General features: G+C 71.9%; 22 protein-coding genes. 10 read left to right on the forward strand and 12 right to left on the reverse strand.

Features of this window, described 5'->3' with window-relative positions; all coding sequences use genetic code 11:
- Positions 1-483: 483 nt before the first annotated feature.
- The 11 genes from Q0994_RS24795 to Q0994_RS24845 are packed head-to-tail and all read right to left on the reverse strand — an operon-like array spanning position 484 to position 12,233.
- Positions 484-1,779 (reverse strand): sulfate adenylyltransferase subunit 1, encoded by a 1,296-nt coding sequence (locus Q0994_RS24795; RefSeq protein ID WP_299538435.1) that lies wholly within the window; start codon positions 1,777-1,779, stop codon positions 484-486.
- A 2-nt stretch (positions 1,780-1,781) separates the two neighbouring features.
- The gene (gene cysD, locus Q0994_RS24800; RefSeq protein ID WP_299538437.1) at positions 1,782-2,720 is read right to left on the reverse strand and encodes a sulfate adenylyltransferase subunit CysD; all 939 of its coding nucleotides are present in this window, start codon (positions 2,718-2,720) and stop codon (positions 1,782-1,784) included.
- Positions 2,717-3,403, reverse strand: coding sequence for an adenylyl-sulfate kinase (gene cysC / locus Q0994_RS24805; RefSeq protein ID WP_299538438.1), 687 nt, complete (start codon positions 3,401-3,403; stop codon positions 2,717-2,719). Before cysC ends, cysD begins: the two co-directional genes overlap by 4 nt.
- The gene (locus Q0994_RS24810; protein WP_299538439.1) at positions 3,400-4,287 is read right to left on the reverse strand and encodes a 3'(2'),5'-bisphosphate nucleotidase CysQ; all 888 of its coding nucleotides are present in this window, start codon (positions 4,285-4,287) and stop codon (positions 3,400-3,402) included. Before Q0994_RS24810 ends, cysC begins: the two co-directional genes overlap by 4 nt.
- A complete protein-coding gene (locus Q0994_RS24815) occupies positions 4,281-5,627 on the reverse strand; it encodes a DegT/DnrJ/EryC1/StrS aminotransferase family protein (protein ID WP_299538441.1) in 1,347 nt (448 codons plus the stop codon). Before Q0994_RS24815 ends, Q0994_RS24810 begins: the two co-directional genes overlap by 7 nt.
- Positions 5,624-6,640: a BtrH N-terminal domain-containing protein gene (locus Q0994_RS24820; protein ID WP_299538442.1), complete on the reverse strand. Its 1,017-nt coding sequence runs from the start codon at positions 6,638-6,640 to the stop codon at positions 5,624-5,626. The genes Q0994_RS24815 and Q0994_RS24820 overlap by 4 nt, the downstream gene beginning before the upstream one ends.
- On the reverse strand, positions 6,640-7,272 hold the full coding sequence (locus Q0994_RS24825; RefSeq protein ID WP_299538443.1) for a hypothetical protein: 633 nt from the start codon (positions 7,270-7,272) through the stop codon (positions 6,640-6,642). The genes Q0994_RS24820 and Q0994_RS24825 overlap by 1 nt, the downstream gene beginning before the upstream one ends.
- Positions 7,269-8,207, reverse strand: a complete 939-nt coding sequence (locus Q0994_RS24830) for a GNAT family N-acetyltransferase (protein WP_299538444.1) — start codon at positions 8,205-8,207, stop codon at positions 7,269-7,271. The genes Q0994_RS24825 and Q0994_RS24830 overlap by 4 nt, the downstream gene beginning before the upstream one ends.
- Positions 8,204-9,562, reverse strand: coding sequence for a M20/M25/M40 family metallo-hydrolase (locus Q0994_RS24835; RefSeq protein ID WP_299538445.1), 1,359 nt, complete (start codon positions 9,560-9,562; stop codon positions 8,204-8,206). The genes Q0994_RS24830 and Q0994_RS24835 overlap by 4 nt, the downstream gene beginning before the upstream one ends.
- Positions 9,559-10,347, reverse strand: coding sequence for a thioesterase II family protein (locus Q0994_RS24840; protein ID WP_299538446.1), 789 nt, complete (start codon positions 10,345-10,347; stop codon positions 9,559-9,561). The genes Q0994_RS24835 and Q0994_RS24840 overlap by 4 nt, the downstream gene beginning before the upstream one ends.
- A complete protein-coding gene (locus Q0994_RS24845; protein WP_299538447.1) occupies positions 10,344-12,233 on the reverse strand; it encodes a non-ribosomal peptide synthetase in 1,890 nt (629 codons plus the stop codon). The genes Q0994_RS24840 and Q0994_RS24845 overlap by 4 nt, the downstream gene beginning before the upstream one ends.
- 709 nt (positions 12,234-12,942) lie before the next feature.
- On the opposite strand from Q0994_RS24845, the gene Q0994_RS24850 reads away from it, so the two are divergent.
- Positions 12,943-13,569: a response regulator transcription factor gene (locus Q0994_RS24850; RefSeq protein ID WP_363325572.1), complete on the forward strand. Its 627-nt coding sequence runs from the start codon at positions 12,943-12,945 to the stop codon at positions 13,567-13,569.
- Positions 13,570-14,112: 543 nt separating this feature from the next.
- On the opposite strand, the gene Q0994_RS24855 is transcribed toward Q0994_RS24850, so the two are convergent.
- The gene (locus tag Q0994_RS24855; protein WP_299538449.1) at positions 14,113-14,850 is read right to left on the reverse strand and encodes a sulfotransferase family protein; all 738 of its coding nucleotides are present in this window, start codon (positions 14,848-14,850) and stop codon (positions 14,113-14,115) included.
- Positions 14,851-15,097: 247 nt separating this feature from the next.
- Here Q0994_RS24855 and lysW point away from each other — a divergent pair, with 247 nt between their 5' ends.
- The 9 genes from lysW (at position 15,098) to Q0994_RS24900 (ending at position 21,624) form a co-directional block, all read left to right on the forward strand.
- A complete protein-coding gene (gene lysW / locus Q0994_RS24860) occupies positions 15,098-15,262 on the forward strand; it encodes a lysine biosynthesis protein LysW (RefSeq protein ID WP_299538450.1) in 165 nt (54 codons plus the stop codon).
- A gap of 2 nt (positions 15,263-15,264) precedes the next feature.
- Positions 15,265-16,161: a RimK family alpha-L-glutamate ligase gene (locus Q0994_RS24865; protein ID WP_299538451.1), complete on the forward strand. Its 897-nt coding sequence runs from the start codon at positions 15,265-15,267 to the stop codon at positions 16,159-16,161.
- A complete protein-coding gene (argC, locus tag Q0994_RS24870) occupies positions 16,158-17,177 on the forward strand; it encodes an N-acetyl-gamma-glutamyl-phosphate reductase (protein WP_299538452.1) in 1,020 nt (339 codons plus the stop codon). Before Q0994_RS24865 ends, argC begins: the two co-directional genes overlap by 4 nt.
- A gap of 67 nt (positions 17,178-17,244) precedes the next feature.
- Entirely contained in the window at positions 17,245-18,063 is an 819-nt protein-coding gene (locus Q0994_RS24875) for a [LysW]-aminoadipate kinase (protein WP_299538453.1), read from the forward strand.
- The gene (locus Q0994_RS24880) at positions 18,060-19,175 is read left to right on the forward strand and encodes a M20/M25/M40 family metallo-hydrolase (RefSeq protein WP_299538454.1); all 1,116 of its coding nucleotides are present in this window, start codon (positions 18,060-18,062) and stop codon (positions 19,173-19,175) included. The genes Q0994_RS24875 and Q0994_RS24880 overlap by 4 nt, the downstream gene beginning before the upstream one ends.
- On the forward strand, positions 19,160-20,023 hold the full coding sequence (locus Q0994_RS24885) for a transketolase (protein WP_299538455.1): 864 nt from the start codon (positions 19,160-19,162) through the stop codon (positions 20,021-20,023). The genes Q0994_RS24880 and Q0994_RS24885 overlap by 16 nt, the downstream gene beginning before the upstream one ends.
- Positions 20,020-20,970: a transketolase family protein gene (locus Q0994_RS24890; RefSeq protein WP_299538456.1), complete on the forward strand. Its 951-nt coding sequence runs from the start codon at positions 20,020-20,022 to the stop codon at positions 20,968-20,970. Before Q0994_RS24885 ends, Q0994_RS24890 begins: the two co-directional genes overlap by 4 nt.
- 106 nt (positions 20,971-21,076) lie before the next feature.
- Positions 21,077-21,301, forward strand: a complete 225-nt coding sequence (locus Q0994_RS24895) for an MbtH family NRPS accessory protein (RefSeq protein WP_299538457.1) — start codon at positions 21,077-21,079, stop codon at positions 21,299-21,301.
- Positions 21,298-21,624 carry an acyl carrier protein gene (locus tag Q0994_RS24900; RefSeq protein WP_299538458.1) on the forward strand — a complete coding sequence of 109 codons (327 nt, stop codon included), beginning with the start codon at positions 21,298-21,300 and terminating at the stop codon, positions 21,622-21,624. The genes Q0994_RS24895 and Q0994_RS24900 overlap by 4 nt, the downstream gene beginning before the upstream one ends.
- Positions 21,625-21,627 lie beyond the last annotated feature (3 nt).

The raw sequence follows: 21,627 nt of genomic DNA on the forward strand, positions 1-21,627 counted from the left end.
CTCGATCCGCGCCCACTGCGCGTCAGTCAACGGCACAACCAGACCAACGATCGGATGATCTGAACGAAACGGCCTAGCGCCAAGGTCTCGGCGACTGGGCTCCGCCCGACGCCGAGTAGAACCGAAAGGGCACCGTTAGCCGAGGGAGTTCCCTGGGACTTCCAGCCCCACCAACCAGCAGGGGCGTGAAACAACTCGTGGCAGGTCACCGCTGGCTGGTCTCTTCCGGGACATCTGAGAGCTCTCTGGAAGAGCACCGCCGGTCCCCTCCTGCACTGCACGAATACAGGGCAGGAGGGGACTCGTTGGGCACCCCTGGGACTTTTCCGGGACTTTCCGGACACTGGTCAGCGCATCACGTCCCACAACACGTCCGGCGGTCATGGGGGGACGTTCCCGCGGCCCGTCACTCACGGAGGCCGTTCCGGCGTGCCGTTGCGAGTGACGGGCGGAGAAGGGCGTCGCCCCTGAGCCATGCGGACCTCACGGCCCGGCCATACCCGCGGCGAGTGTCATACCGTCACCGGGATCGATCAGCAGGAACGAGCCTGTACGCCGTGAGTCCGCGTACCCGTCCAGGGCCAGCGGTTCGGCGACCCTGATCCGCACCTGACCGATCTCGTTGGCCACGAGGCGATCGGGGCGGTGCCCGCCGGACAGATCGTCCAGATCGAGCCGGGAGGTGATCTCGTCGACGATCCCCTTGACCGTCCTGGTGGTGTGTTTGAGCAGGACCCGCTGACCGGCTGTCAAGGGTCGGTCGGCCACGTGGCAGACCGTCGCCCCGACGTCCCGCGTGAGGGGAGGGGCTCCGTCGACGGGCACGATGAGATCGCCTCGGGCGATGTCGATGTCGTCCGCCAGCAGCAGCGTCACCGAGCAGGGCGCCGACGCCACGTCGACGGGTTCGCCCAGCAGGTCGATCCCGGCGATCGTGGTGGTGGTGCCCGAGGGAAGAACGACGACCCGCTCCCCCACGCGGAACGAGCCGACCGCTATCTGCCCGGCGTATCCCCGGTAGTCCGGCAGGTCGGGCGTCCCGGGGCGGATGACGTACTGCACGGGGAACCGGGCGCCGCACGTCTCCGTGTCCGTGTCGACGACCACCGTTTCCAGGTGTTCCAGAACGGTCGGGCCGCTGTACCAGCTCATGGTCGTCGAACGGTCCACCACGTTGTCCCCGGTGAGGGCCGAGATGGGGATGGCGGTCACCTCCGGGATACCGAGCGCATCGGCGTAGGCGGCGAACTCCTCGGTGATCGCCGTGAACACCGGTTCCAGGTAGCCGACCAAGTCCATCTTGTTGACGGCGAACACGACGTGCGGTACGCGCAGGAGGGCCGAAATGGCGGCGTGCCTGCGGGTCTGCTCGACGACGCCGTTGCGGGCGTCGACGAGGATCACCGTCAGTTCCGCGGTCGAGGCCCCGGTGACCATGTTCCGGGTGTACTGCACGTGTCCTGGGGTGTCGGCGAGGATGAACCGGCGCCGCGGGGTGGCGAAGTAGCGGTAGGCGACGTCGATGGTGATGCCCTGCTCGCGTTCGGCGCGCAGGCCGTCGGTGAGCAGGGCGAGGTCGGGCGTCTGCTGTCCCCGGTCCTGGGAGGCGTGCTCGATCGCCTCCAGCTGGTCCGCCAGGACGGACTTGGAGTCGTGCAGCAGCCGGCCCACCAGGGTGGACTTGCCGTCGTCGACCGAGCCCGCCGTCGCGAAGCGCAGCAGCGTCCCGGTGGCGCGGTCCGTGAAATCGGCCGCGGTACGAACCGTCGGTGCGGTCATGGCTAGAAGTACCCTTCCCTCTTGCGGTCTTCCATGGCGGCCTCCGAGAGTTTGTCGTCGGCGCGTGTGGCGCCTCGTTCGGTCAGCCGGGAGGAGGCGATCTCCGCGATGACGGCCGCGAGCGAGGTCGCGTCGGAGTCGACGGCGCCGGTGCAGGACATGTCGCCGACGGTCCGGTAGCGGATGAGCCGGGTCTCCACCCGTTCGGACTCCGAGGGCCCTCCCCAGGCACCGGAGGTGAGCCACATACCCGACCGTTTGAACACCGGCCGCTCATGGGCGAAGTAGATGCCGGGGAGTTCGATGTCCTCGCGGGCGATGTACTGCCAGACGTCGAGTTCGGTCCAGTTGGAGAGGGGGAAGACGCGGACGTGCTCGCCGGGGGCGTGGCGTCCGTTGTAGAGCTGCCAGAGTTCGGGACGCTGGCGGCGGGGGTCCCACTGGGAGAACTCGTCGCGCAGGGAGAAGACGCGTTCCTTGGCGCGGGCCTTCTCCTCGTCGCGGCGGCCGCCGCCGAAGACGGCGTCGAAGCGGTGCTGCTGGATCGCCTCGGTGAGCGGGACCGTCTGGAGGGGGTTGCGGGTGCCGTCGGGGCGCTCGCGCAGGGTGCCGTTGTCGATGTACTCCTGGACGGAGGCGACGTGCAGACGCAGCCCGTGCTTCTCGACGGTGCGGTCCCGGTGGTCGAGGACCTCGGGGAAGTTGTGCCCGGTGTCCACGTGCAGCAAGGAGAACGGGACGGGGGCCGGCGCGAACGCCTTCAGCGCCAGGTGCAGCATCACGATGGAGTCCTTGCCGCCGGAGAAGAGGATCACCGGCCGTTCGAACTCCCCCGCCACCTCGCGGAAGATGTGCACGGATTCCGACTCCAGCGCGTCCAGGTGCGTGGGGACGCTCTGGGTCGCGGCGGCCGGGGCGACGAGCCGCGCGGTCGTTGTCATGCGAGATTCCTCTCGTCGAGATGTGCGTGGATGGCTGCCACGGACTCGGCCACGGTCAGATGCTGCGTCGGAATGCGCAGGTCAGGTGCGGCAGGTTCCTCGTACGGGTCGTCCACGCCGGTGAGTCCCGAGATCTCTCCCGCCGCCTGCTGGGCGTACAGACCCTTGACGTCGCGCACCGAGCACACCTCGACGGGCGTGGCGACGTGCACCTGTACGTACGGTGTGCCCGAGGCGGCGTGCCGTCGGCGTACGGCCTCCCGGCCGTCGGCGTACGGTGCGATGACAGGGACCAGGGCCAGCACGCCGTTGCGGGCCAGCAGTTCGGCGACGAAGCCCATCCGGCCGACGTGGGTGTCGCGGTCCTGTCGGCCGAACCCGAGTCCGGCCGACAGGAAGGTGCGCATCTCGTCGCCGTCGAGGACCTCCACCCTCCGGCCCTCGGCACGCAGTCGGCCGGCCAGCGCGAAGGCGAGCGTGGTCTTGCCCGCGCTGGGCAGACCTGTCAGCCACACGGTGGCGCCCTTGGTCCGGCTCGGGTCCGTCCCCGCGTGATCGGTCGTGTCCGTGCCGTCGGGTACGCCGACAGCAGTGGTCCGGGTCTCGGTCTCGTTCCCGGTCTCGGTCTCGGTCTCGTTCCCGGTCTCGTTCCCGGTCTCGTTCCCGGTCTCGGTCTCGCTCATGAGGGCGTCTCCGTCGCAGGGGGTGTCACATCGGCGAGGGCGGCAAGGATGCGGACGTGGTCACCGGGGTGACAGACGACGAGATCGGGCAGCCACGGGTGAGCCTGGTTGTAGCGCAGGGGTGAGCCGTCGATGCGGGAGGCGTGGAGTCCGCGGGCGACGGCGACGGCCACCGGGGCGGCGGAGTCCCATTCGTACTGGCCACCGGCGTGGATGTAGGCGTCGGCCGTCCCCTCGATCACCGCGGCGATCTTCACGCCGGCCGATCCCATGGGAACCAGCCGGGCGTCGAGTCGCCGCGCCACGGGGCCGATGAGCGCGGGGGGCCGGCTGCGGCTGACCGCGAGACGCAGCCCCCGCCCCGGGCCGGGGCCTTCGGCCCGGGGCCCGGTCCGGCGCCGGGGACCGGGCACCGGCGCCGTGGTGAGGAGGGAGCCCCGCTCGGGCAGGGCGACGGCCGCGGCGGTCAGCCGTCCCTCCTCCCACAGGGCGACGTGGACCGCCCAGTCGCTCCGCCACGCTTCGGAGAACTCCCGCGTACCATCCAGGGGATCGATGATCCACACCCGGGAGGCATTCAGCCGGCCCGCGTCGTCGGCCCCCTCCTCGGACAGCACCGCGTCGGCCGGCCGGTGCTGCCGCAGGGCGGCGGCCAGGTGGCGCTGCGCTCCCGCGTCACCGAGGCGGGCCAAGTCCTGCGGTGGGGCACCGGTGTGCTCGGCCCGCAGAGCGAGCAGGACGCGCCCGGCCCCGGTCGCCAGCACGGCCGCCAGCGCCGTGTCGTCGGCGATCCGCGAGGTGCCGTCCAGCAACGGCTCGGTCCGCCCACCGCCCTCCGGGAGGGCGGGGTCCGACCGGCCGGGCCGCGCGCCGCCGCTCACCACGGTGTCTCGTCCTTCTGCTCCCAGGGCGTCTGGTAGGGCAGGTCCCGGGCGTAGCCGACCAGGACGTCCCGCTCCGCCCAGACCTTCCGTACCGCCTGGGCGTACAGATCCAGCAGGGGCGCCGCGTCGGGGTGCAGGTGCGCCTTCTGGATGACGAAGGAACCCTCGATCACCCGGCAGGTGGCGGGGGTGTCGTGAGGGCTCCAGCCCTGTACGGCCCGCAGTGCGCCTGGCGGGTACCCGACGGTGTCCAGCGGCCGGCGGAACACGGGCTGGGCGGGCAGCGGAAGGTGCTGGTACATCGCCGCCGGAACACCCTCGGCACGCAGGGCCCGGATGACAGCGGCCCGCAACGGCCCCGTCATCGCGGCGGGCAGCCCGAAGGCTTCCGGGTCGAGGCGGAAGCGCAGGATGTGCCAGGCGTGGGTGCGGTCGTCGGGGACGCTCGGGACCAGCAGGCCGGGGAGATCCCGCAGCCGGCTCAGGAACTCGCGCACATTGGTGTCCCTGGTCGCCGCGTCGTCCGGGAAGCGGCTCAGCTGGCTGCGTGTGAACGCGCACTGCAGCGAACTGGGCTTGTGGTTCCAGCCGAGGGCGTGCGACACGTAGAGGCGCGGCTTGCCGCTCTCGATGACTTCGCCGAACTGCCTCAGTGCCAGGGCGCGTCGGTGCACGTCGGGGTCGTCGGTGTTGACCAGCCCTCCCTCGCCGCAGGTGGCGAGGTTCTTGCTGACGTTGAGGCTGAAGGAGTTGACCAGACCCAGGGAGCCGACCCGCGCCCCGCGGTAGAGGGCGCCGTGGGCCTGTGCGGCGTCTTCGACGACGGGAATGCCCAGCGGTTCGGTCAGGGCCAGGATCTCGTCCATGTCCGCCGGGAGACCGTGGAGGTGGACAACGACGACAGCCCGGGTACGGGAGGTGAGTGCGGCGGCCACGGATGCGGCATCGACGTTGAACGTCTCCGGGTCGATGTCGGCGAACACCGGGGTCGCCCCGATGTGGAGCGGGGCGATACCGCTGGCGACGAAGCTCAGTGCCGGTACGACCACCTCGTCGCCGGGCTGCACCCCGGCGGCGGCGAGAGCCAGGGAGAGGGCGGCGGTGCCGTTGCTGACGGCCAGTGCGTACCCGGTGCCCACGTACCGCGCCCATTCCGCCTCCAGGGCCGGAATCTCCGTCTCCCCGGCCGCCGCCGCGGTGAACGCGCCGCTGCGCAGACTGCGCAGGACGGCCGCCTCGTCGTCGGGCGTCACCCGGGGCCAGGCCGGGATCCGCCTGCCGCGGGGAACGCTGCGGGGGCCTCCGAGCATGGCCAGACGGGAGTCGACAGCTGCGGTCACAGTTCCTCCAGAAGGTCGCTCATGGCGGACAGCACACGTGCGTGGTCGAGCAGCAGGTCGCGGTGGCGCCGGGTCAGGCTGTCCGAGGACACCTCGTGCCCGCGGGTGAGGGCGGCCAGGATGCGTACCGCGGTCCAGTGGTGGGCGAGGCGTTCGACGTCCCGGCCCAGTTCTGCCAGGGCGGGGACGGAGAGCCTGCTCCCCGTCGTACGCAGCCATTCGGCGTGCAGTGCGGTGTTCGCCAAGGTGGCGCCGGCCACGATGAACAGCTCGTCCGCCACGGGCTGCCCGGCGCTGTACCGCGCCTCGACGTCCGTCAGGAAGGCGGTCATCCCGGGCAGCCCGGTGTAGTGAGGTCCGACCTCACCGGTCGTGAAGCCCTGGTGGTTGCGGCGCAGCGAGGTCGCGACGGCGGACCGGTCGGGGGCCGGGACCGGCTCTCCCAGGCGGGGTTCGAGCCAGCGGTGGGAGATGTCCTGGTCGGCGAAGAACATGTCCCGCTCGTGTTCCCCGCGGTTGCCCGAACCGCGGGCGGCGCGCAGGACCGACTGGGGGATGTCACCGTCGAAGCGGGGCGGGACGGTGTCCATGACCCGGGCGGTGCCGCGCTCGTCGTCGAAGCCGTACACGATGATCAGATGGTTGGCGTGCACGTCCCGGTAGGCGGGGCGGAACGGCAGGCAGTAATTGTCGACGGCCACCGCCACCGGTGTGCCCCGGAGCAACGCCTCGCGCACCTGCCGCCATCCCTCGTCGGCATCCATCGGGCGGTGCCAGACGCTGTCCACCGGGTGGTGCGGGGCCAGGGTGCCGAACAGGGACCGGTCGGGGGCCAGGGGGAGGTAGTACTCCTCGCGACGGAAGTCGCCCTGGCGGTAGAGGAAGTGCCATCCGGAGCCGAGGGCGTCGAGCGGCGAGTGGCCGCCCTGGGCGAGGAGGGTGCCCGCACAGGCGTGCAGGCATCCGGCGAGATCGTGGCGCCAGGGGGTGACGCGGTCCAGGACGACGCGCATCAGGCCACCACCCTCTCGGTCCGGGCGCCGGCGGTGGCGGACAGAGTGAGAGCGAAAACGTGGATCGCGGGGTTGTACGGGAAGCGGATCCCGGCGAGTTCGGCCTCGCGCGGTACAGGAACGCGAACCCGCCACAAGGACGGACCCATGTCGCGCTGGATGTGCCGCGGGTAGTGCATGACGGGGAAGGTGATGCCCGACGTGAAGCCGAAGTGGGGTGGTGTCTGGGGCCAGAAGTCGGGCACCCGGAGCCATTCGGGGTCGGTGGTGCCGTCGGCGAAGTGCAGGTGGAGGACGTCCTCGGTGCGGCGTTCACCGGCGGCCAGCAGGTAGATCCAGTCGTACCGGCCCTTCGGCACGTCCAGTCGCTGCCCGGAGCAGCGCAGGTTGTCCGGTCCCTCGGTCTGCGCGGGGAACCGGAAGCGCACTCCGCCGACGTCGACCGTGCCGTCCGCGTCGGCCTGCGGCAGGTGCTGCGCGGGAAAGGTGTTCGCCCAGACGTTGAAGGCTCCGGCACCGAGGTCGTCGGGGCGGGTGACACCGGTGTTGTCCAGGTGGGGCCGTAGGTCCAGCTGGGTCGGTACGGCGGCGGGCGGGGCGTGTACGGCCGCCGCCGTCGGGTCTGCGGTCACGGGATCATCTCCTCGCGTGTGGATGGCACGGCCCGTCCGTGCGGGCGGGGCGCGATCCGGGCCTCGCGACCCGGGTTGTAGCGCCAGACCGCGAACCGCCACGGGTCGGCGGTGCGGGGCATGACGTGTGTCGGGAGGCGTTCACGGGGACCGGCGTACCGGGTGATGTGGGTGTCGAGTGGCAGCCCTCCAGGGGCCGGAGGTTCGCAGGCGTGATCCGCCGGGTGGGGGTTCATGTGGGCATCGGTGCCCGCGTAACGGACCGGTGCGTCCGGCCCGAGGTGCGCGGCCAGCGCGTCGGCGCCGCCACGGGCCGCGTCGGCGACACCGCGGTGGCGGCCGGTGACCGCGTACACCTCTCCCGCCAGGACGAACCAGCTGACGGTGGGCAGGAGAGCGGGCCAGATCCATTCTTCGGCGAGAGGCGCCGGGATGCCCGGGGAGCCGGGGCTGCGTTCCATCACCAGTTCGCTCAGCGGTTTACCGGGCCCCGGTTCCAGCCCTGTGACGCGGTAGCCCAGGCGGGCGTAGAGAGGGGGCAGTCCGCGTTCCACGACCGCGTTGAGGCGGATGGCGGGGATGTCCCGGTCGGCTGCGGCTCGTTCCAGCGTCGACAGCAGGAGGCGGCCGACCCCGCCGCCGCGCAGGGCGGGGTCGACGACCACGCGGTGGACGCACCAGGACCCGTCCTCCGTGCCGGTCACCCGCATCGCACCGGTGATCTCGGCCGAGGGGCTGAGCGCGATCCACAACGCGTCGCCGGCGGCGAGCTCGTCGAGGAGCGGCGCGGCCTCGTCGCCGGCCCCGTCGGGGCACGGCAGTCCGGCGATCTCGCCGGTGTCCGAGAAGGCCCTTCTCGTCAGCGCGGCGACCCGGTCCGCCCAACGGCGGGCCGCCGGGCCGGCCCCGGTGACGGTGAGGACGCGGCCGCTCACCGGTAACGCCTCAGCAGCGTCTCGAAGCAGTCCGCTCCGAACCGCAGCGCGTCCACCGGAACCCGTTCGTCGGGGGCGTGCAGCAGCCAGCGGTGCGGGGCCCCGGCCGGCAGGAGCAAAGGGGTCCAGCCGAAGCAGGTGATGCCCAGCTGGGCGAAGAGGCGGGCGTCGGTCGAGGCCGTCGTCATCATCGGTACCGGCACGCCGCCGGGGTCCTTCTCGGCGAGGATGCCGGCCAGGGTGTCGTAGAAGCCGTCGAGAACCGGGGGCGGCATCTCCTCGCCGAGCACCAGGATCTTTGCGTCGAGGGGGAATCCGACCAGCTCCGAGAGGTCGGCGACGAACCGTTCCGGCGGGTAAGGGCCGGGGAGGAGACGGCCGTCGAGTTCGACGTCGATCTCGGCCGGCAGAACGTTGGTGGCGACGCCTCCCCGCAGGACCGTGGGGTTGACCGAATGGCGGATGACCGAGCGGAAGTACTGGGCGTCGCGGGCGGGCAGGGCGTCCAGTGCGGCGGGGTCCGCGGGGTTCTCCCGCAGTCGTGCGAGCCCCGCGGCCGCGGGGCCGGGCAGCCGGCTGGCCAGTGCGGTGAGGAGTTGCTCGACGACCGGGGTGATGACCGGTGGCAGTCCGCCCGGCTCCAGGGCCGACAGCAGGCGGGTCAGCCGGCGCACGGCGGTGTCGGGGCCGGCGACCCGCGAGCCGTGTCCGGCGGGCCCCCGCAGAGTGACACGCAGCCAGCAGGCCCGCTTCTCCGCCACGACGACGGGGTGCACACGCAGCGCGCCGCCCAGGTCGAGCCCCGCACCGCCCTCCTCGCCGATCGCGTAGCGGGCTCCGGCGAACAGTTCGGGATGCTCGCGGAGCAGGTACGAGGCGCCCGCGGTGGAGCCGGACTCCTCGTCGCTGACCACGGCCAACACGATGTCCCCGGCCGGCGGCTCGCCGCCTACGCTCAGGCGGTGCAGGGCCGCCGTCATCATCGCCAACGGTCCCTTCATGTCGACCGCGCCGCGCCCCCAGACCTCCTGGCCGCCGCGGCCGTCGGGTACGAGGTCGCCGCTGTGGGCGGGACGGCTCCAGGGCTGCCCCGCGGTGGGGACCACGTCGGTGTGGGCGTGCAGCACCAGGGGCGGCGCCTCCCCCCGCCCCTCGAGCCGGGCCACCAGGTTGGGCCGGTCCCGGTCACCGGCCAGGACACGCGTGTGCAGCCCGGCGTCCGAGAGCTGGTCACGCAGCCACATGGTGCACGCGGCCGTCTCGCCGGGCGGGTTGGTGGTGTCGTGGCGGATGAGCCGGCGGGTCGTCCCGACCACGTCCGCTATGGCGAGGGACTGCCTCGCGGGGGCGTTCACGCGTTCCCGCCGTCGGCGGCGGGGTGCGGGGAGACCGCCGCCAGGCGTGAGGACGCGTCGGCGAGATCGGTCCCGACGAGGTCGACCAGGGGGCCTGGGGCCGCCATGAAGGCGTGGTGGTCGCCGTCCATGTCAACGAGGCGGAACTCACCGGTGTAAGCGGACCACGCCTCCATGGCCGCGCGCGGTATCTCCGGGCGCTGCCGCCAGTGCAGGGCGGTGATGGCACTCGGCAGCCTCTCGGGAGCCGACATCGTGTAGTGACGACTGGCTTCCAGGTCGCCCTCCAGTACGTCCAGGGCCAGGTCGAGCAGGAGCGGCGAGGGCTCCTGGCCCAGGGCGCGGGCGATGCGGCTCAGCTCGTCCGTGAGCCCCCGCCGGTCCAGTTCGAGGAACCGGTCGCTGGGGCACAGGTGCGGAGGGAGCTGGGCGGAGACGTACAGGCGCTCGGGTGCCGGCAGGCCGTCACGGGCCAGGCGGCGGGCGGTGGCATGCACGGGCAGGCTCGCGGCGCAGTGCCCGAAGAAGGCGAACGGCCGGTCCAGGTAGGGCTCCAGGGCGGCTGCGGCCTCATCCGCGAACTCCTCGAACGTCGCGGGGTGCGGTTCGCGCATCCGGTTCTCCCGGCCCGGAGGCTGGAGCACCACCACGCCCGTCGCACCGATGCGCCGCGGCCACGCGGCGTACATGGAGGCGCCCATGCCGCCGTACGGGAAGCAGAAGAGGCGGGTGGCGGCCTCCGGGTCCGGGTCGCGCAGCAGCCAGCGGGAACGAGGCACGGTCATTCCTCCTCGGAGGGATTGTCGTCGGTGACGGTGGCGGCGAGACCGGCCACGGTCGGGGCAAGATAGAACTGGCGCATCGTCAGATCGCTGTCGTACGCGAGGTTGACCTGTTCGACGATGCGCACGGCGAGCAGGGAGTTGCCCCCGAGCTGGAAGAAGTCGTCGTCGACGCCGATGCCCTCGACACCGAGGACCTCCTGCCACAGCGAGGTCAGCCGCGAGCCGAGTGGGCCGTCGGGCAGGCGCAGGGGCGCGTCCAGGTCCGCGGGGCGTTGCCGGGTACGGGGGCGTTCCAGCTCGGCCCGGTCGACCTTCCCGTTCGCCGTGAGCGGCAGGGACTCCAGCAGGGTGACCGAGCCGGGCACCGCGTAGGACGGCAGGAGGTCGGAGAGTTCGGCCCGCAGCCGGGCGAGGTCAGGGGTGCGGCCGGGCACGGGCACGACGAACGCGGCCAGGATCTTGCCGCCGGGCGAGGACTGCCCGACCACCACGGCGTCCGCCACCGTCTCGTCGGCGGTGAACACCGCTTCCACCTCGCCCGGTTCGATACGGAAGCCGCGGATCTTCACCTGCTTGTCGGCCCGCCCCAGGAACTCGATCACGCCGTCCGGGCGGCGCCTGACGAGGTCCCCGGTGCGGTACATCCGCCGGCCGGGGTGCGCCGTGCGGGGGTCCGGGAGAAAGCGCTCCGCGGTGAGCGCGGGCCGGTTCAGGTAGCCGAGCGCCACACCGGACCCGGCGGCGTACAGCTCGCCCACCGCGCCGTCCGGCACCGGCTCCAGATCGTCGTCGAGCACGTACACACGGGTGCCGCGGATCGCGCGGCCGATGGGCAGCGGCGACTCGACCGGTGTGCGGACCGTTCCGCAGCAGGTGAAGGTGGTGTTCTCGGTCGGTCCGTAGCCGTTGATGAGCCGCACCCCGGGGAGGGCCGCAAGAACGCGCTCGGCATGGGCCGGCGACAGCACGTCACCGCCGGCGAGCAGCGCACGCAACGAGGTCATCGCGGCGACCGGCCCGTCCGCCATCTGGTGGAACAGCCCGGCCGTCAGCCAGAGGATCGTGACCCCTTCCGCGGCGACCCCGGCCGCCAGCTCCCGCAGCGACGGCTCGCCGGGGGGCTGTACGACCAGAGTGCAGCCGTTGCACAAAGCCCCCCAGATCTCCAGGGTGGAGGCGTCGAAGGCGAGCGGGGCGAAGAGCAGGAACACGTCGTCGTCGGCGATGTCCAGGTAGTCGGGCTCCACCACCAGGCGCGTCACACCGGCGTGCGGGACGGCGGCCCCCTTGGGCTTGCCCGTGGAACCGGAGGTGTAGGCGACGTAGGCGACGTCATCGGTGGTGACGCGCACCTCAGGGGTGGTCGGCGGGCACCGGCCGATCACCTCGTCCTCTCCGTCCAGCAGAACGGTCCGGCAACTCCCGGCGAGGTCCCCGGCGAACGCGGTCCGCGTCACGACGGCCCGCGCGCCGGCGTCGGCCAGGACGTCGCGGCGCCGGGAGGCCGGATACCTCAGGTCCAGGGCGAGATAGGCCGCCCCGCACTTGAGGATCGCCAGCAGGGTGGTGACCATGTCGAGCGACCGCTCCAGGTTCACCCCGACCACGTCCCCGGGGCGCACTCCCGTGGTCAGAAGGTGGTGGGCGATCCGGTTGCTCCGTTCCTCCAGACCGGCGTAGGTGAGGCCGGCCCCGTCGCTCCCGGCCATGCGTACGGCCGTCGCGCCGGGGCGACGGGCCACCTGGGCGGCGACCGCGTGGTGCACCACCCCGCGGAAGCCGTCCTCGTCGCCCGGCAGTCCGCCGCCGGGAGACCGCTGCGTGTTCCGGGCATTCGCGTGCGCCGGGCGGTCGTCGCCCGCCTTCTGATGTGTGGTCGCTGTCATTCCCACTCGCTCCCGTCACGCGCGGCCGATGCCGCGAGCGGCCTCCGAGGCCGCGAGAAATGAGTCCGATCAGGACGCTAGGCCGTGGCGAGGAGGGCGGACCAGCAACAGAACCGCGCTTCTGCTCGGAGGCCGGGGAGCACGGTGATGGCACGGGTCAACGTCCCGCTTACCTCCGAAACAAACACGCCACCCGGCACACGGTCCGGCCGCCGGCGCCGCAATGGGCCACGAGCTGGGAATAATGCGCGCCGATCACACGCGGTCGCGGTGCGAGATTCGGCCACTCCGAAAAGATCATGGAATAGGTGCGACGCTCACGTTTGTTCACTGCATGCCGGGGGACCCGACAAGGAGTTCCTTTGCCTTGCCGGAAGGGTGTCGAATTGCGTGGAGGAGTAGGCTCACTTGTTCGTGGGGCCGCCGCCCGGAAGCGCACCGTCGGACCGACAGGTGTAGGCACCAAGGCGAACACGGCAAGCACCTCGTGGGATTGACGCGTACGGTCTGAACGCACATCGAATCCAGCACACTGCAACTCAAAATGACGAACAAGGGAACCGCATTGGGCACCTTAATCGCTGCAGAAGATGGGCTTCACAACCATGCGACAGACGAGTCGGGAACCTCCGGCAGAATGCGCTCCGGGGGCTTACGGATTCCGCAGAATGCGACGCAGCGCATTCTCGTGTGCGGCCGCCTTCCGATCATGCGGGACGCGATCTGCGGCTTCATCCGCAGTGAGCCCGGCATGGAGGTCGTCGGCGCGACCGACAGCGGCACGGACGCCGTCTCGCTGGCGCGTACGGCCCTCCCCCATGTCGTCATCACGGAACTCGACCTGGTGAGCCTGTCAGGGGTCGGCCTCATCCAGAAGCTCCGCCAGGACGGGGGCGGTCCGGCACCGCGCGTCATCGCGTTCACCCTGGGCGTGGACGACGAGATGCTCACCAGGATCATCCACGCCGGCGTCAACGGCGTGCTGGCCGAGAGCGCGACCCGCCACGAGGTCGTCGCCGCCGTGCACGCCGCGGCGAAGGGGTACATGTCCCTCGCCCCGCAGCTCGCGCAGCGCCTGATCGAATGGTTCCGGCTGAACAACGGGCACTTCGACGAACGGCTGCGGCAATCTGCGAGTACGCTCACCTCCCGCGAGCGTGAGGTGCTGACACTCATGGCGCGCGGGCGCACCATGGAGCACATAGCCGAGAAGCTGTGCATCGAGATGACCACCGTGCGGACCCACATCTACCGCATGCGTACCAAGCTCGTCATCCACGACCGGGCCCAACTGGTGGCCTTCGCCTACCGAGCCGGTCTCATGCAGGCCGCCTGAACGCCTCCGCCGGCCGCATGTGCGCCGCGGGTCCCGCCGGCCGCCGTCGTCGTCGGGGCAGCGCGGTCGGCCGGGAGCGCGCCCACCTCCGTGCGGGGGCCCGCACCGGGCCACCTGCTCCGCGGTCCGGCCCCCGCGCGACGCCCGCCGTCGGCCCCCGCGGGCAGGACGTGCGGCGACATACAGAAGCCGGTGGCGATCCGCTCCGGACCATGACCAGTCCCGCGCGGCCGAAGCGGCCCAGGCCCGGTGGAGCAGACGGCGGTCGGCCGGTGGCATCAGCGGGATCAGCCCGTAACCGTGCCCGGGGAGGACCGACCACCCCCGAACCCTCGGCGGCACCCTGGATCTTGGGACGCGACCCGGCGGGCGGCACGGGGAACGTACCCTCCGCCCGGACCGGCAGAGGGCACGTCCGCATGCACGCCCCACCTGCCGCCGCGCCCGGACGAGCCGGCGGGGTCAGGGCTCGCTCCGGCACCGGCGGGACCGGACACGGGTCCGTGCCTCACGTCCGACGGCGAACGCCGGCTCCCCCCACGGCTACGCGGGCAGCGCCTCCGCCAGGAGCTTCTCGTAGAACGGCAGGTGGTGGCTGAGGTAGCCGGCCAGCCGCTCGTCGCTCTCCACGTCGATCGCGTAGGCGTTCTCCTTGGTGTGCACGCCACGGCTGACGCTCGCGTCGCGGTGCCAGCGGGCCGACGGCGCCCACTCGCCACGCTCCCCGCTGTTCCAGGTGAGGGCCCCGGCGTCGTAGGCCAGCCCCACCGCGTCGCAGTAAGCCCTGACGGTCGCCTCCGGCCGCTCGGCGAACCGGTCGCCGTCGATGACCATGGGGGTGCGCCCGGTCGCGTTCCGTACCGCCTCGAACAGCTCGTGAACGGCTTCGAACCCGATCTGGTGGAGCCGCACATCCGGATTCAAGGCGTGGTAGGAGGCGATGGTCTTCTTCGGATGCCGGATCAGGAACGTGTGGACGGCATCGCGTGCGAGGAATTCCCGATCGGCCAGCACCCCGGGGTACCGCTCGTCGGTGGTGTCCTTGAAGAAGACACGCCGCTCCCGGTTCAGGTCGCGCAGCGCCGCCACGAGTTCGTCCTCGGTGGCCGTTTCCCGCCCCCCCACCTCGCACCTGCCGAACTCGGCCAGGTAGGAGAACGGTTCGTGCACGACGCCGAGGTCGCCGCGCTCCCCCATCACCCGGAAAAAGGCCGTGGACCGGCTCCGTGGAACGCTCCACAGAGCCAGCATCGGCTTACCGGCGTTCTCTTCCTGTGCCATGGACCCTCCACAGTTCTGTGACGGAATCTCCGCGTCGAACGGATCTTATGTCCCGGACAGACGGTCCCAGACCTCCGAACGGCCAGGTGCGCAGGACGGATTACCCGGTGTCGTCACTGTGTTGAGGGCGGCAGCGATTGTTCCACCTGGTGCGCATTCCACAGCCGCCGGGGGCGCGGCAGAATGTGTCAAGGAAAGGCCGGCCGGACCGGATTTCCATATCTTCCGAAATGAACGGAGAGCGAATATGGCTTCATGCCCGGAATGCAACGTCGAAATTTCCGCGCCGAACGTCTCGGCGGTGAGCGAGATCATCGAGTGCGGGGACTGCCGCAGCGAGCTCGAAGTCGTCGGTGTCAGCCCGTTGCGGCTGGCGACGGCGCCCGAGATCGAAGAGGACTGGGGCGAGTAGGCGTGCCGCAGTCCGCAGTACGCCTCGCGCTCGTCGCTTCCCGGATTCGCTCCGACGAGAAGCTCCTGCTGGCCGCCGCGGAGAAGCAGGCGGTGCCGGTCACCGTGGTGGACAGCCGGACCCTCACCTGTGCTCTGGACGCGGGCCGGCCGGAGTGGGACCTCGCGCTCAACCGCGAGATCGGCTACGCCCGCGCCCTCTACGCCGCGCGCGGCATCGAGGCCGCGAACGGCACCGTGGTCAACAGCGCCCGTGCCACGGAGCTGTGCGGCGACAAGTGGCAGACCTCGGTCGCCCTGGCCCGCTCCGGGGTGGCGACCCCCCGCACGGTCCTGGCCCTCACACCCGAGGCCGCCCTGGACGCGCTGTCCGAAGTGGGGTATCCCGCTGTCCTGAAACCGCTCGTCGGCTCCTGGGGTCGGCTGGTGACCCCGGTCGCCGACGAGGCGACGGCCCGGCTGATCCTGGAGTACGTCTCCGCCCTGCCGCATCCGACGTCCCACATCGTCTACGCGCAGGCGATGGTGGACAAGCGGGGGCGCGATCTGCGGGTCGCCGTCATCGGCGGCCGTGCGGTCGCCGCGGCCCACCGGTCGGGTCCGGAGTGGCGCACCAACGTCCATCTGGGGGCCACCGCGCGGGTCTGCGCCCTCACTCCGGAACTGGATCGGCTGGCCGTCGACGCGGCCGCCGCCGTCGGCGCCGAGATCGCGGGCGTGGACATCGTGGAGGACGCGGACGGCCGTCCCTTCGTGCTGGAGGTCAACCACGGTTTCGAGTTCACCGGTCTCCAGCAGAGCCTGGGGCGGACTGTCGACGTCGCCGGGGAGATCGTGGCCTACCTGGCAGGGCGTTCAAAGACGCTCATGGCCCTCGACGCACAAGGAGCGGTCGCATGATCCGGGTCGGCGTGGTGGGTGGGTCCGGCTACATCGGCGGGGAACTGCTGCGCCTGCTCGTCGGTCACCCGCACCTCACCCCGGTGGCCACCGTCTCGAACCGTTTGGCGGGGAAGCGGGTGGACGGTGTACATCCCAACCTTCGCGGCCTGACCGACCTGACTTTCTCGTCTCCCGGGGAACTGGAGCACTACGACGTCCTGATGCTGGCGACCCCCCACCGGGAGACCATGGGGCGGATGCGGGAGTACCTCCGACGGGCCGACGTCCTCGTCGACCTGTCCGGTGACTTCCGGCTGCGCGACCCCGCCGTCTATGCCCGCCACTACGGCGTCGAGCACTCCGAACCGGCCCTGCTGGAGCGGTTCGTCACCGGTCTGCCCGAGCTCCACCGCGCCGAACTGCGCCACGCGGATCACATCAGCGTGCCCGGGTGCATGGCCACGGCGGGCATCCTGGCCCTGCATCCGGCGGCCCGCGCGGGGCTGGTGAAACTCCCCGTGACCCTGGACGCCAGGACCGGGTCCAGCGGATCGGGCGCCGCGGCCGGCTCCGGCAACCTGCACGCCGAACGCAGCGGCTCGCTGCGCGTGTTCGCCCCCACCTCGCACCGGCACAGCGCCGAGATGGAACAGGCCACCGGCCTGTCCGTGAAGATGACGGCGACCGGCGTCGAGGCGGTGCGCGGAGTCCAGGTCGTCGCCCGCGTGACCCTGGAGGGCGGGGTGGACGAGCGTGCCCTGCGGGCCGCCTACCGGGACGCCTACGCCGACGAACCGTTCGTCCGTGTCGTAGCACAGCGGCGCGGTGGCTACCGCCTGCCGGAACCGAAGATCCTCAACGGCAGCAACTTCTGCGACGTGGGCTTCGCCGTCGACGGCACGGACGCGGTACTGGTCGGGGCTCTCGACAACCTGGTCAAGGGCGGCGCCGGCACCGCGGTGCAGTGCCTGAACGTGCGCTTCGGCTGGCCCGAACGGCTCGGCCTCGAATTCACCGGACTCCACCCGGCCTGAGCAGGTGCCGGCCCACAGCGACAGCGGTGCGCTCCGACTGCGGACGCACCGCCCAGAGAGGGACAGCATGAGTGAGATCACGGTGGTCAAATGCGGCGGGAACGCCGCGGTCGACCCGGCGGCTCTGTGCTCCGACGTCGCCGACATGGTGCACGCGGGCCGCAGGGTCGTGGTCGTGCACGGAGGCTCCGCGGACATCGAGGACGTGGCCCGCCGGATGGGCGCGCCGTCCCGGACGCTGACCTCGCCGGACGGGGTCACCACCCGCTACACGGACGCGGAGGCCCTGGACATCGTCACCCTGGCACTGGCCGGACGCGCCAAACCGCGGCTGCTGGGCGAACTCTCCCGTCGCGGTGTCACGGCCCTCGGGATGACGGGGCTGGACGGCGGCCTGCTGCGCGCCCGGCGCAAGAGGGCGCACCGAGCCCGCGTGGACGGACGCCTGGTCGTGGTGCGGGACAACCACAGCGGCGTCGTCACCGAGGTGAACGCCCCCCTGATCATCCGATTGCTGGACGCGGGGCTCACCCCCGTCATCTCTCCCCCGGCGCTCGCCGAGGACGGGCGACCGGTCAACGCGGACGCCGACCGGGTAGCCGCCGCCGTGGCCGCCGGACTCGACGCCCGGCTCCTGGTGATGCTCACCGGGGCACCCGGCGTCCTCGAGGACCCGCGCGACGACGCCTCGGTCATTCCCGTCTACGCCGTGGCGAGCGACGGCGCCGTGCCCCGCCTGGGCGGCGGCATGTCGATGAAGCTGCTCGCGGCGCGGGACGCCCTGCGCAACGGGGTGTCCCGCGTGGTGATCGCCGACGGGCGGGTGCGCAACCCGCTGCGGGCCACGGGGGCCACCCGGGTCGTGCTGACGGGAGCGGGCCGGTGACCGTTCCCACCCGCGACCCCGGGACGCCGCCCCTGGCACAGGACCACGCGGCGGTGGACACCCTGCACCGCTTCCTGCGGATCCCGTCCCCGTCGGGCGAGGAAGGGCCGATGGCAGCGGAGGCGGTCGCCGTCATGCGCGGCCTCGGCTACCGGGCGGAGATCGACGCAGCCGGCAACGCCGTCGGTGTCATCGGCGCCGGGGGCGGCCCCCGCCTCATGCTGCTGAGTCACATCGACACCGTCAGCGGCCAGATACCGGTGCACCTCTCGGACGGGCGTCTCCACGGACGCGGAGCGGTGGACGCCAAGGCGGCCTTCGCCGCCATGGTCCACGCCGGGGCGGCCCTCGGTCCGCGCTTCCCCGGCAGCGTCACGGTCGTCGGAGCCGTCGAGGAGGAGACGCCAGGTTCCAAGGGGGCCGTCGCGGTGCGCGAGACGCACCGGCCCCCCGACGCCCTGATCGTCGGGGAACCGAGCGGCTGGTCCACCGTCGTCCTCGGCTACAAGGGCAAACTCGACCTCCGCTACCGCGTCACCCGGCCCCCGACGCATCCGAGCAATCCGGAGCCCAAGGCGTCCGAACTCGCGGCGCGGTGCTGGCACACGCTCCTCGATCTGCTCGGCCCCGACAGCGGCCACGGCGCGTTCGGCCGGCCGGGGGCCACGCTGATCGCCCTGCACGGTGACCCGGTCGCGGCCGAGGCGGAGTTCGACGTGCGGACCCCGCCCGGCTTCGACACGGACGCGCTCCTTCGGGCGCTGCGCGAACGCACTCCTCACGGCGAACTGACCGAGCTGCACGCGGTGTCCGCCGTACGCACCACCCGGCGCGACCCGGTCGTGCGGGCGCTGTCCGCGGCCGTCCGGGCGCACGGGGGCGAGCTCTCCCAGAAGGTCAAGACCGCCACGTCGGACATGAACACCCTGGCCCAGGCATGGGACGTCCCGATGGCCACCTACGGGCCGGGGGACAGCCGGCTGGACCACGCGGACGACGAACACATCGAGATCGACGAGTACCTCAAGGGCGTCTCGGTGCTGGCCCACGCGCTGCGGCGACTCGCCACCGACGAGGAACTCACAAGGAGCCACACATGCCTCTCTCCGTGACCCGTTCACCTTCCCTCGACGAACCGGCCTCCGACGACCTGACGGCGGCGGCCCTGCGCGTACGCGAACGAGTGCTGCGCCTGTGCGCCACTCCGGACGGCGCGCACGCGGGCGGTTCGCTGTCGGAGGTGGAGATCCTGCTCACCCTTTACCGCCGCGTCCTACGGGTCTTCCCGGAGCGGCCCGACTCCCCCGACCGCGACATCTTCGTGCTGAGCAAGGGGCACGGTGCCGCTGGTCTGTACGCCGTCCTCGCCGAATGCGGTTTCCTCACCGACGAGGTCCTCGCCTCGTACGGCGAACCCGGCAGCAGCCTCATCGCGCACCCCACCACCGTCGTCCCCGGTGTGGAGGCGGCCACGGGGTCACTGGGACACGGTCTGCCCCTGGGCGTCGGCTTCGCCCAGGGGGCCAGACTGGCCGGGTCCGCCCGGCGCTGCGTGGTCCTCACCGGGGACGGCGAGCTCCAGGAGGGGTCCGTGTGGGAGGCGGCGATGGTCGCCGCGTCCATGGGACTCGACTCGCTGACCACCGTCATCGACCGCAACGGTCTCCAGATCAGCGGCGACACCGAGAGCGTCGTCCGCCTCGAACCGCTGGCGGATCGGTGGCGCAGCTTCGGCTGGACCGTCCGGGAGACCGACGGACACGACGTCCGGGCCCTGACCGAGGTCCTGTCGGCGCCCCCGGAGGGCGGCCGGCCCACGGCCGTCATCGCCCACACCCGCAAGGGACGTGGCGTCCCGGCCATCGAGGGCCTGACCAAGAGCCACTTCGCCAAGCTCACGCCGCGGGCACACGCCCGCGCCGTGCGGTCGCTCCGCGGCACCGGGGAGGAGAACTCATGACCGCCCCCGCCCCCGCCCCCGCGACCGCCCCGGCCGCGGCCACACCGTCCGGCCGTGAGGCATACCGCGACGCACTGGTGCGGCTGATGCTGGAGGACGAGCGTGTCGTCTGCCTGGACAGCGACACCGGGCTGTTCTCCGGTGTCGACTTCGGCCTCGCGTCGGCGCGTTACACCAACCTGGGCATCGCCGAACAGAACATGATGGGAGTGGCCGCGGGGCTGGCCCGCTCCGGCTTGATCCCGTTCGTCAACACGATGGCCGCGTTCGCCAGCACACGTGCCGTCGAGGCGGTCAAGATAGACATCGCCTACGCCGGGCTGCCCGTCCGCGTCGTGGCCACCCACGCGGGGCTCTCCGCCGGCCACCTCGGACCCACCCACCACTGCCTGGAGGACCTGGCCGTCATGCGGCTGTTCCCCGGGATGACCGTGGCCGTGCCCGCGGACGCCGGCGCGGTGGAGAGCGTGCTGCACCAGGGCATGGAGCTGCCCGGTCCGCTCTACGTACGGCTCGGACGGGCCGCCACCCCTGCCCTGCCGGCCGCGGCGGAGACCCCGCGCCTGGGCCGGGCCCAGCTCCTGCGCACCGGCGAGGACGTCACGCTGGTCGCCTGCGGTCCCTATCCGGTGCGGTATGCGCTGGCCGCCGCGGACATCCTGGCCGCCGAGGGGGTGGATGCCTCGGTCCTGAACATGCACACGGTGAAGCCGCTGGACACGGCGGCGCTGGCGGCCGCGCGGGCCGTGGTGACGGTGGAGGAGCACTGGCGCAGCGGCGGCCTGGGAGGGGCGGTCGCCGAGACGCTCGCGCCGCGCGGGGTCCGCGTCGCCCGGGTGGGGGTGGACGACACCTTCGTCGCCGAGTCCGGTCCTCACGAGTACCTGCTCGGCCGTGCCGGACTCACTCCCGGGGCGGTGGCCGAGGCCGCCCACTCGGTGCTCTGAACGAAGTCCGGCGCCCCCGTACGGTCCCGGCCCGCGCGCTCGCATCGACGTCAGCCCCCTCGCCCGGAGCGAGGGTCCGAACAGTTGCCCGTGAAAGGTGGCACTCATGACCCAGCGAACGGAAGAGACCTACTCCGTCGTGGTCAACGACGAGGAGCAGTACTCGATCTGGCCCGTCCCGCGCCCGATTCCGGCCGGCTGGAAAGCGGTCCCGTTGGACGGCACCGGCACGGGCACGGGCACGAAGGAAAAGTGCCTGGAGCACATCGAGCGCGTCTGGCAGGACATGCGCCCGCGCGGTCTGCGCGAGAGTGCGGAGGGGACCCGGTGAACATTGCGACGCCTGCGACCACCGCGCTGGTGACGGCCCTGTGGGCGGAGACGTTCGCCCGCCCGGTGTCCGAGGTGGATACGGCGGAGGGCTTCTTCGAGGCCGGCGGCACCTCGTACCGGGCGCTGGCGCTGATGACCCGGATCGAGGAGACCTTCGGCCTGGAGATCCCGCTCGCCTCCATCCTCGCCGAGGGCACCGTGGACTTCCTGGCCCAGGAGATCGACGCCCGGCGCGGCGAGGCGCTGCTGGCCGAGCTGGACGGCCTGTCCGACGACGAGGCAGCCCGCCTGCTGGGCGCCGAAGAGCGAGAAGGAGCGTAAGAC

The organism is uncultured Streptomyces sp., assembly GCF_947488945.1.
In the GTDB taxonomy this organism is placed as follows: domain Bacteria; phylum Actinomycetota; class Actinomycetes; order Streptomycetales; family Streptomycetaceae; genus Streptomyces.

What these genes read in the sequence shown, in the direction of transcription:
- Q0994_RS24795 (WP_299538435.1), bottom strand. Translation starts at nt 1,779, where the DNA reads ATGACCGCACCGACGGTTCGTACCGCGGCCGATTTCACGGACCGCGCC.
- cysD (WP_299538437.1), bottom strand. Translation starts at nt 2,720, where the DNA reads ATGACAACGACCGCGCGGCTCGTCGCCCCGGCCGCCGCGACCCAGAGC.
- cysC (WP_299538438.1), bottom strand. Translation starts at nt 3,403, where the DNA reads ATGAGCGAGACCGAGACCGGGAACGAGACCGGGAACGAGACCGGGAAC.
- Q0994_RS24820 (WP_299538442.1), bottom strand. Translation starts at nt 6,640, where the DNA reads ATGCGCGTCGTCCTGGACCGCGTCACCCCCTGGCGCCACGATCTCGCC.
- Q0994_RS24840 (WP_299538446.1), bottom strand. Translation starts at nt 10,347, where the DNA reads ATGACCGTGCCTCGTTCCCGCTGGCTGCTGCGCGACCCGGACCCGGAG.
- Q0994_RS24845 (WP_299538447.1), bottom strand. Translation starts at nt 12,233, where the DNA reads ATGACAGCGACCACACATCAGAAGGCGGGCGACGACCGCCCGGCGCAC.
- Q0994_RS24850 (WP_363325572.1), top strand. Translation starts at nt 12,943, where the DNA reads ATGCGGGACGCGATCTGCGGCTTCATCCGCAGTGAGCCCGGCATGGAG.
- Q0994_RS24855 (WP_299538449.1), bottom strand. Translation starts at nt 14,850, where the DNA reads ATGGCACAGGAAGAGAACGCCGGTAAGCCGATGCTGGCTCTGTGGAGC.
- lysW (WP_299538450.1), top strand. Translation starts at nt 15,098, where the DNA reads ATGGCTTCATGCCCGGAATGCAACGTCGAAATTTCCGCGCCGAACGTC.
- argC (WP_299538452.1), top strand. Translation starts at nt 16,158, where the DNA reads ATGATCCGGGTCGGCGTGGTGGGTGGGTCCGGCTACATCGGCGGGGAA.
- Q0994_RS24875 (WP_299538453.1), top strand. Translation starts at nt 17,245, where the DNA reads ATGAGTGAGATCACGGTGGTCAAATGCGGCGGGAACGCCGCGGTCGAC.
- Q0994_RS24885 (WP_299538455.1), top strand. Translation starts at nt 19,160, where the DNA reads ATGCCTCTCTCCGTGACCCGTTCACCTTCCCTCGACGAACCGGCCTCC.
- Q0994_RS24890 (WP_299538456.1), top strand. Translation starts at nt 20,020, where the DNA reads ATGACCGCCCCCGCCCCCGCCCCCGCGACCGCCCCGGCCGCGGCCACA.
- Q0994_RS24895 (WP_299538457.1), top strand. Translation starts at nt 21,077, where the DNA reads ATGACCCAGCGAACGGAAGAGACCTACTCCGTCGTGGTCAACGACGAG.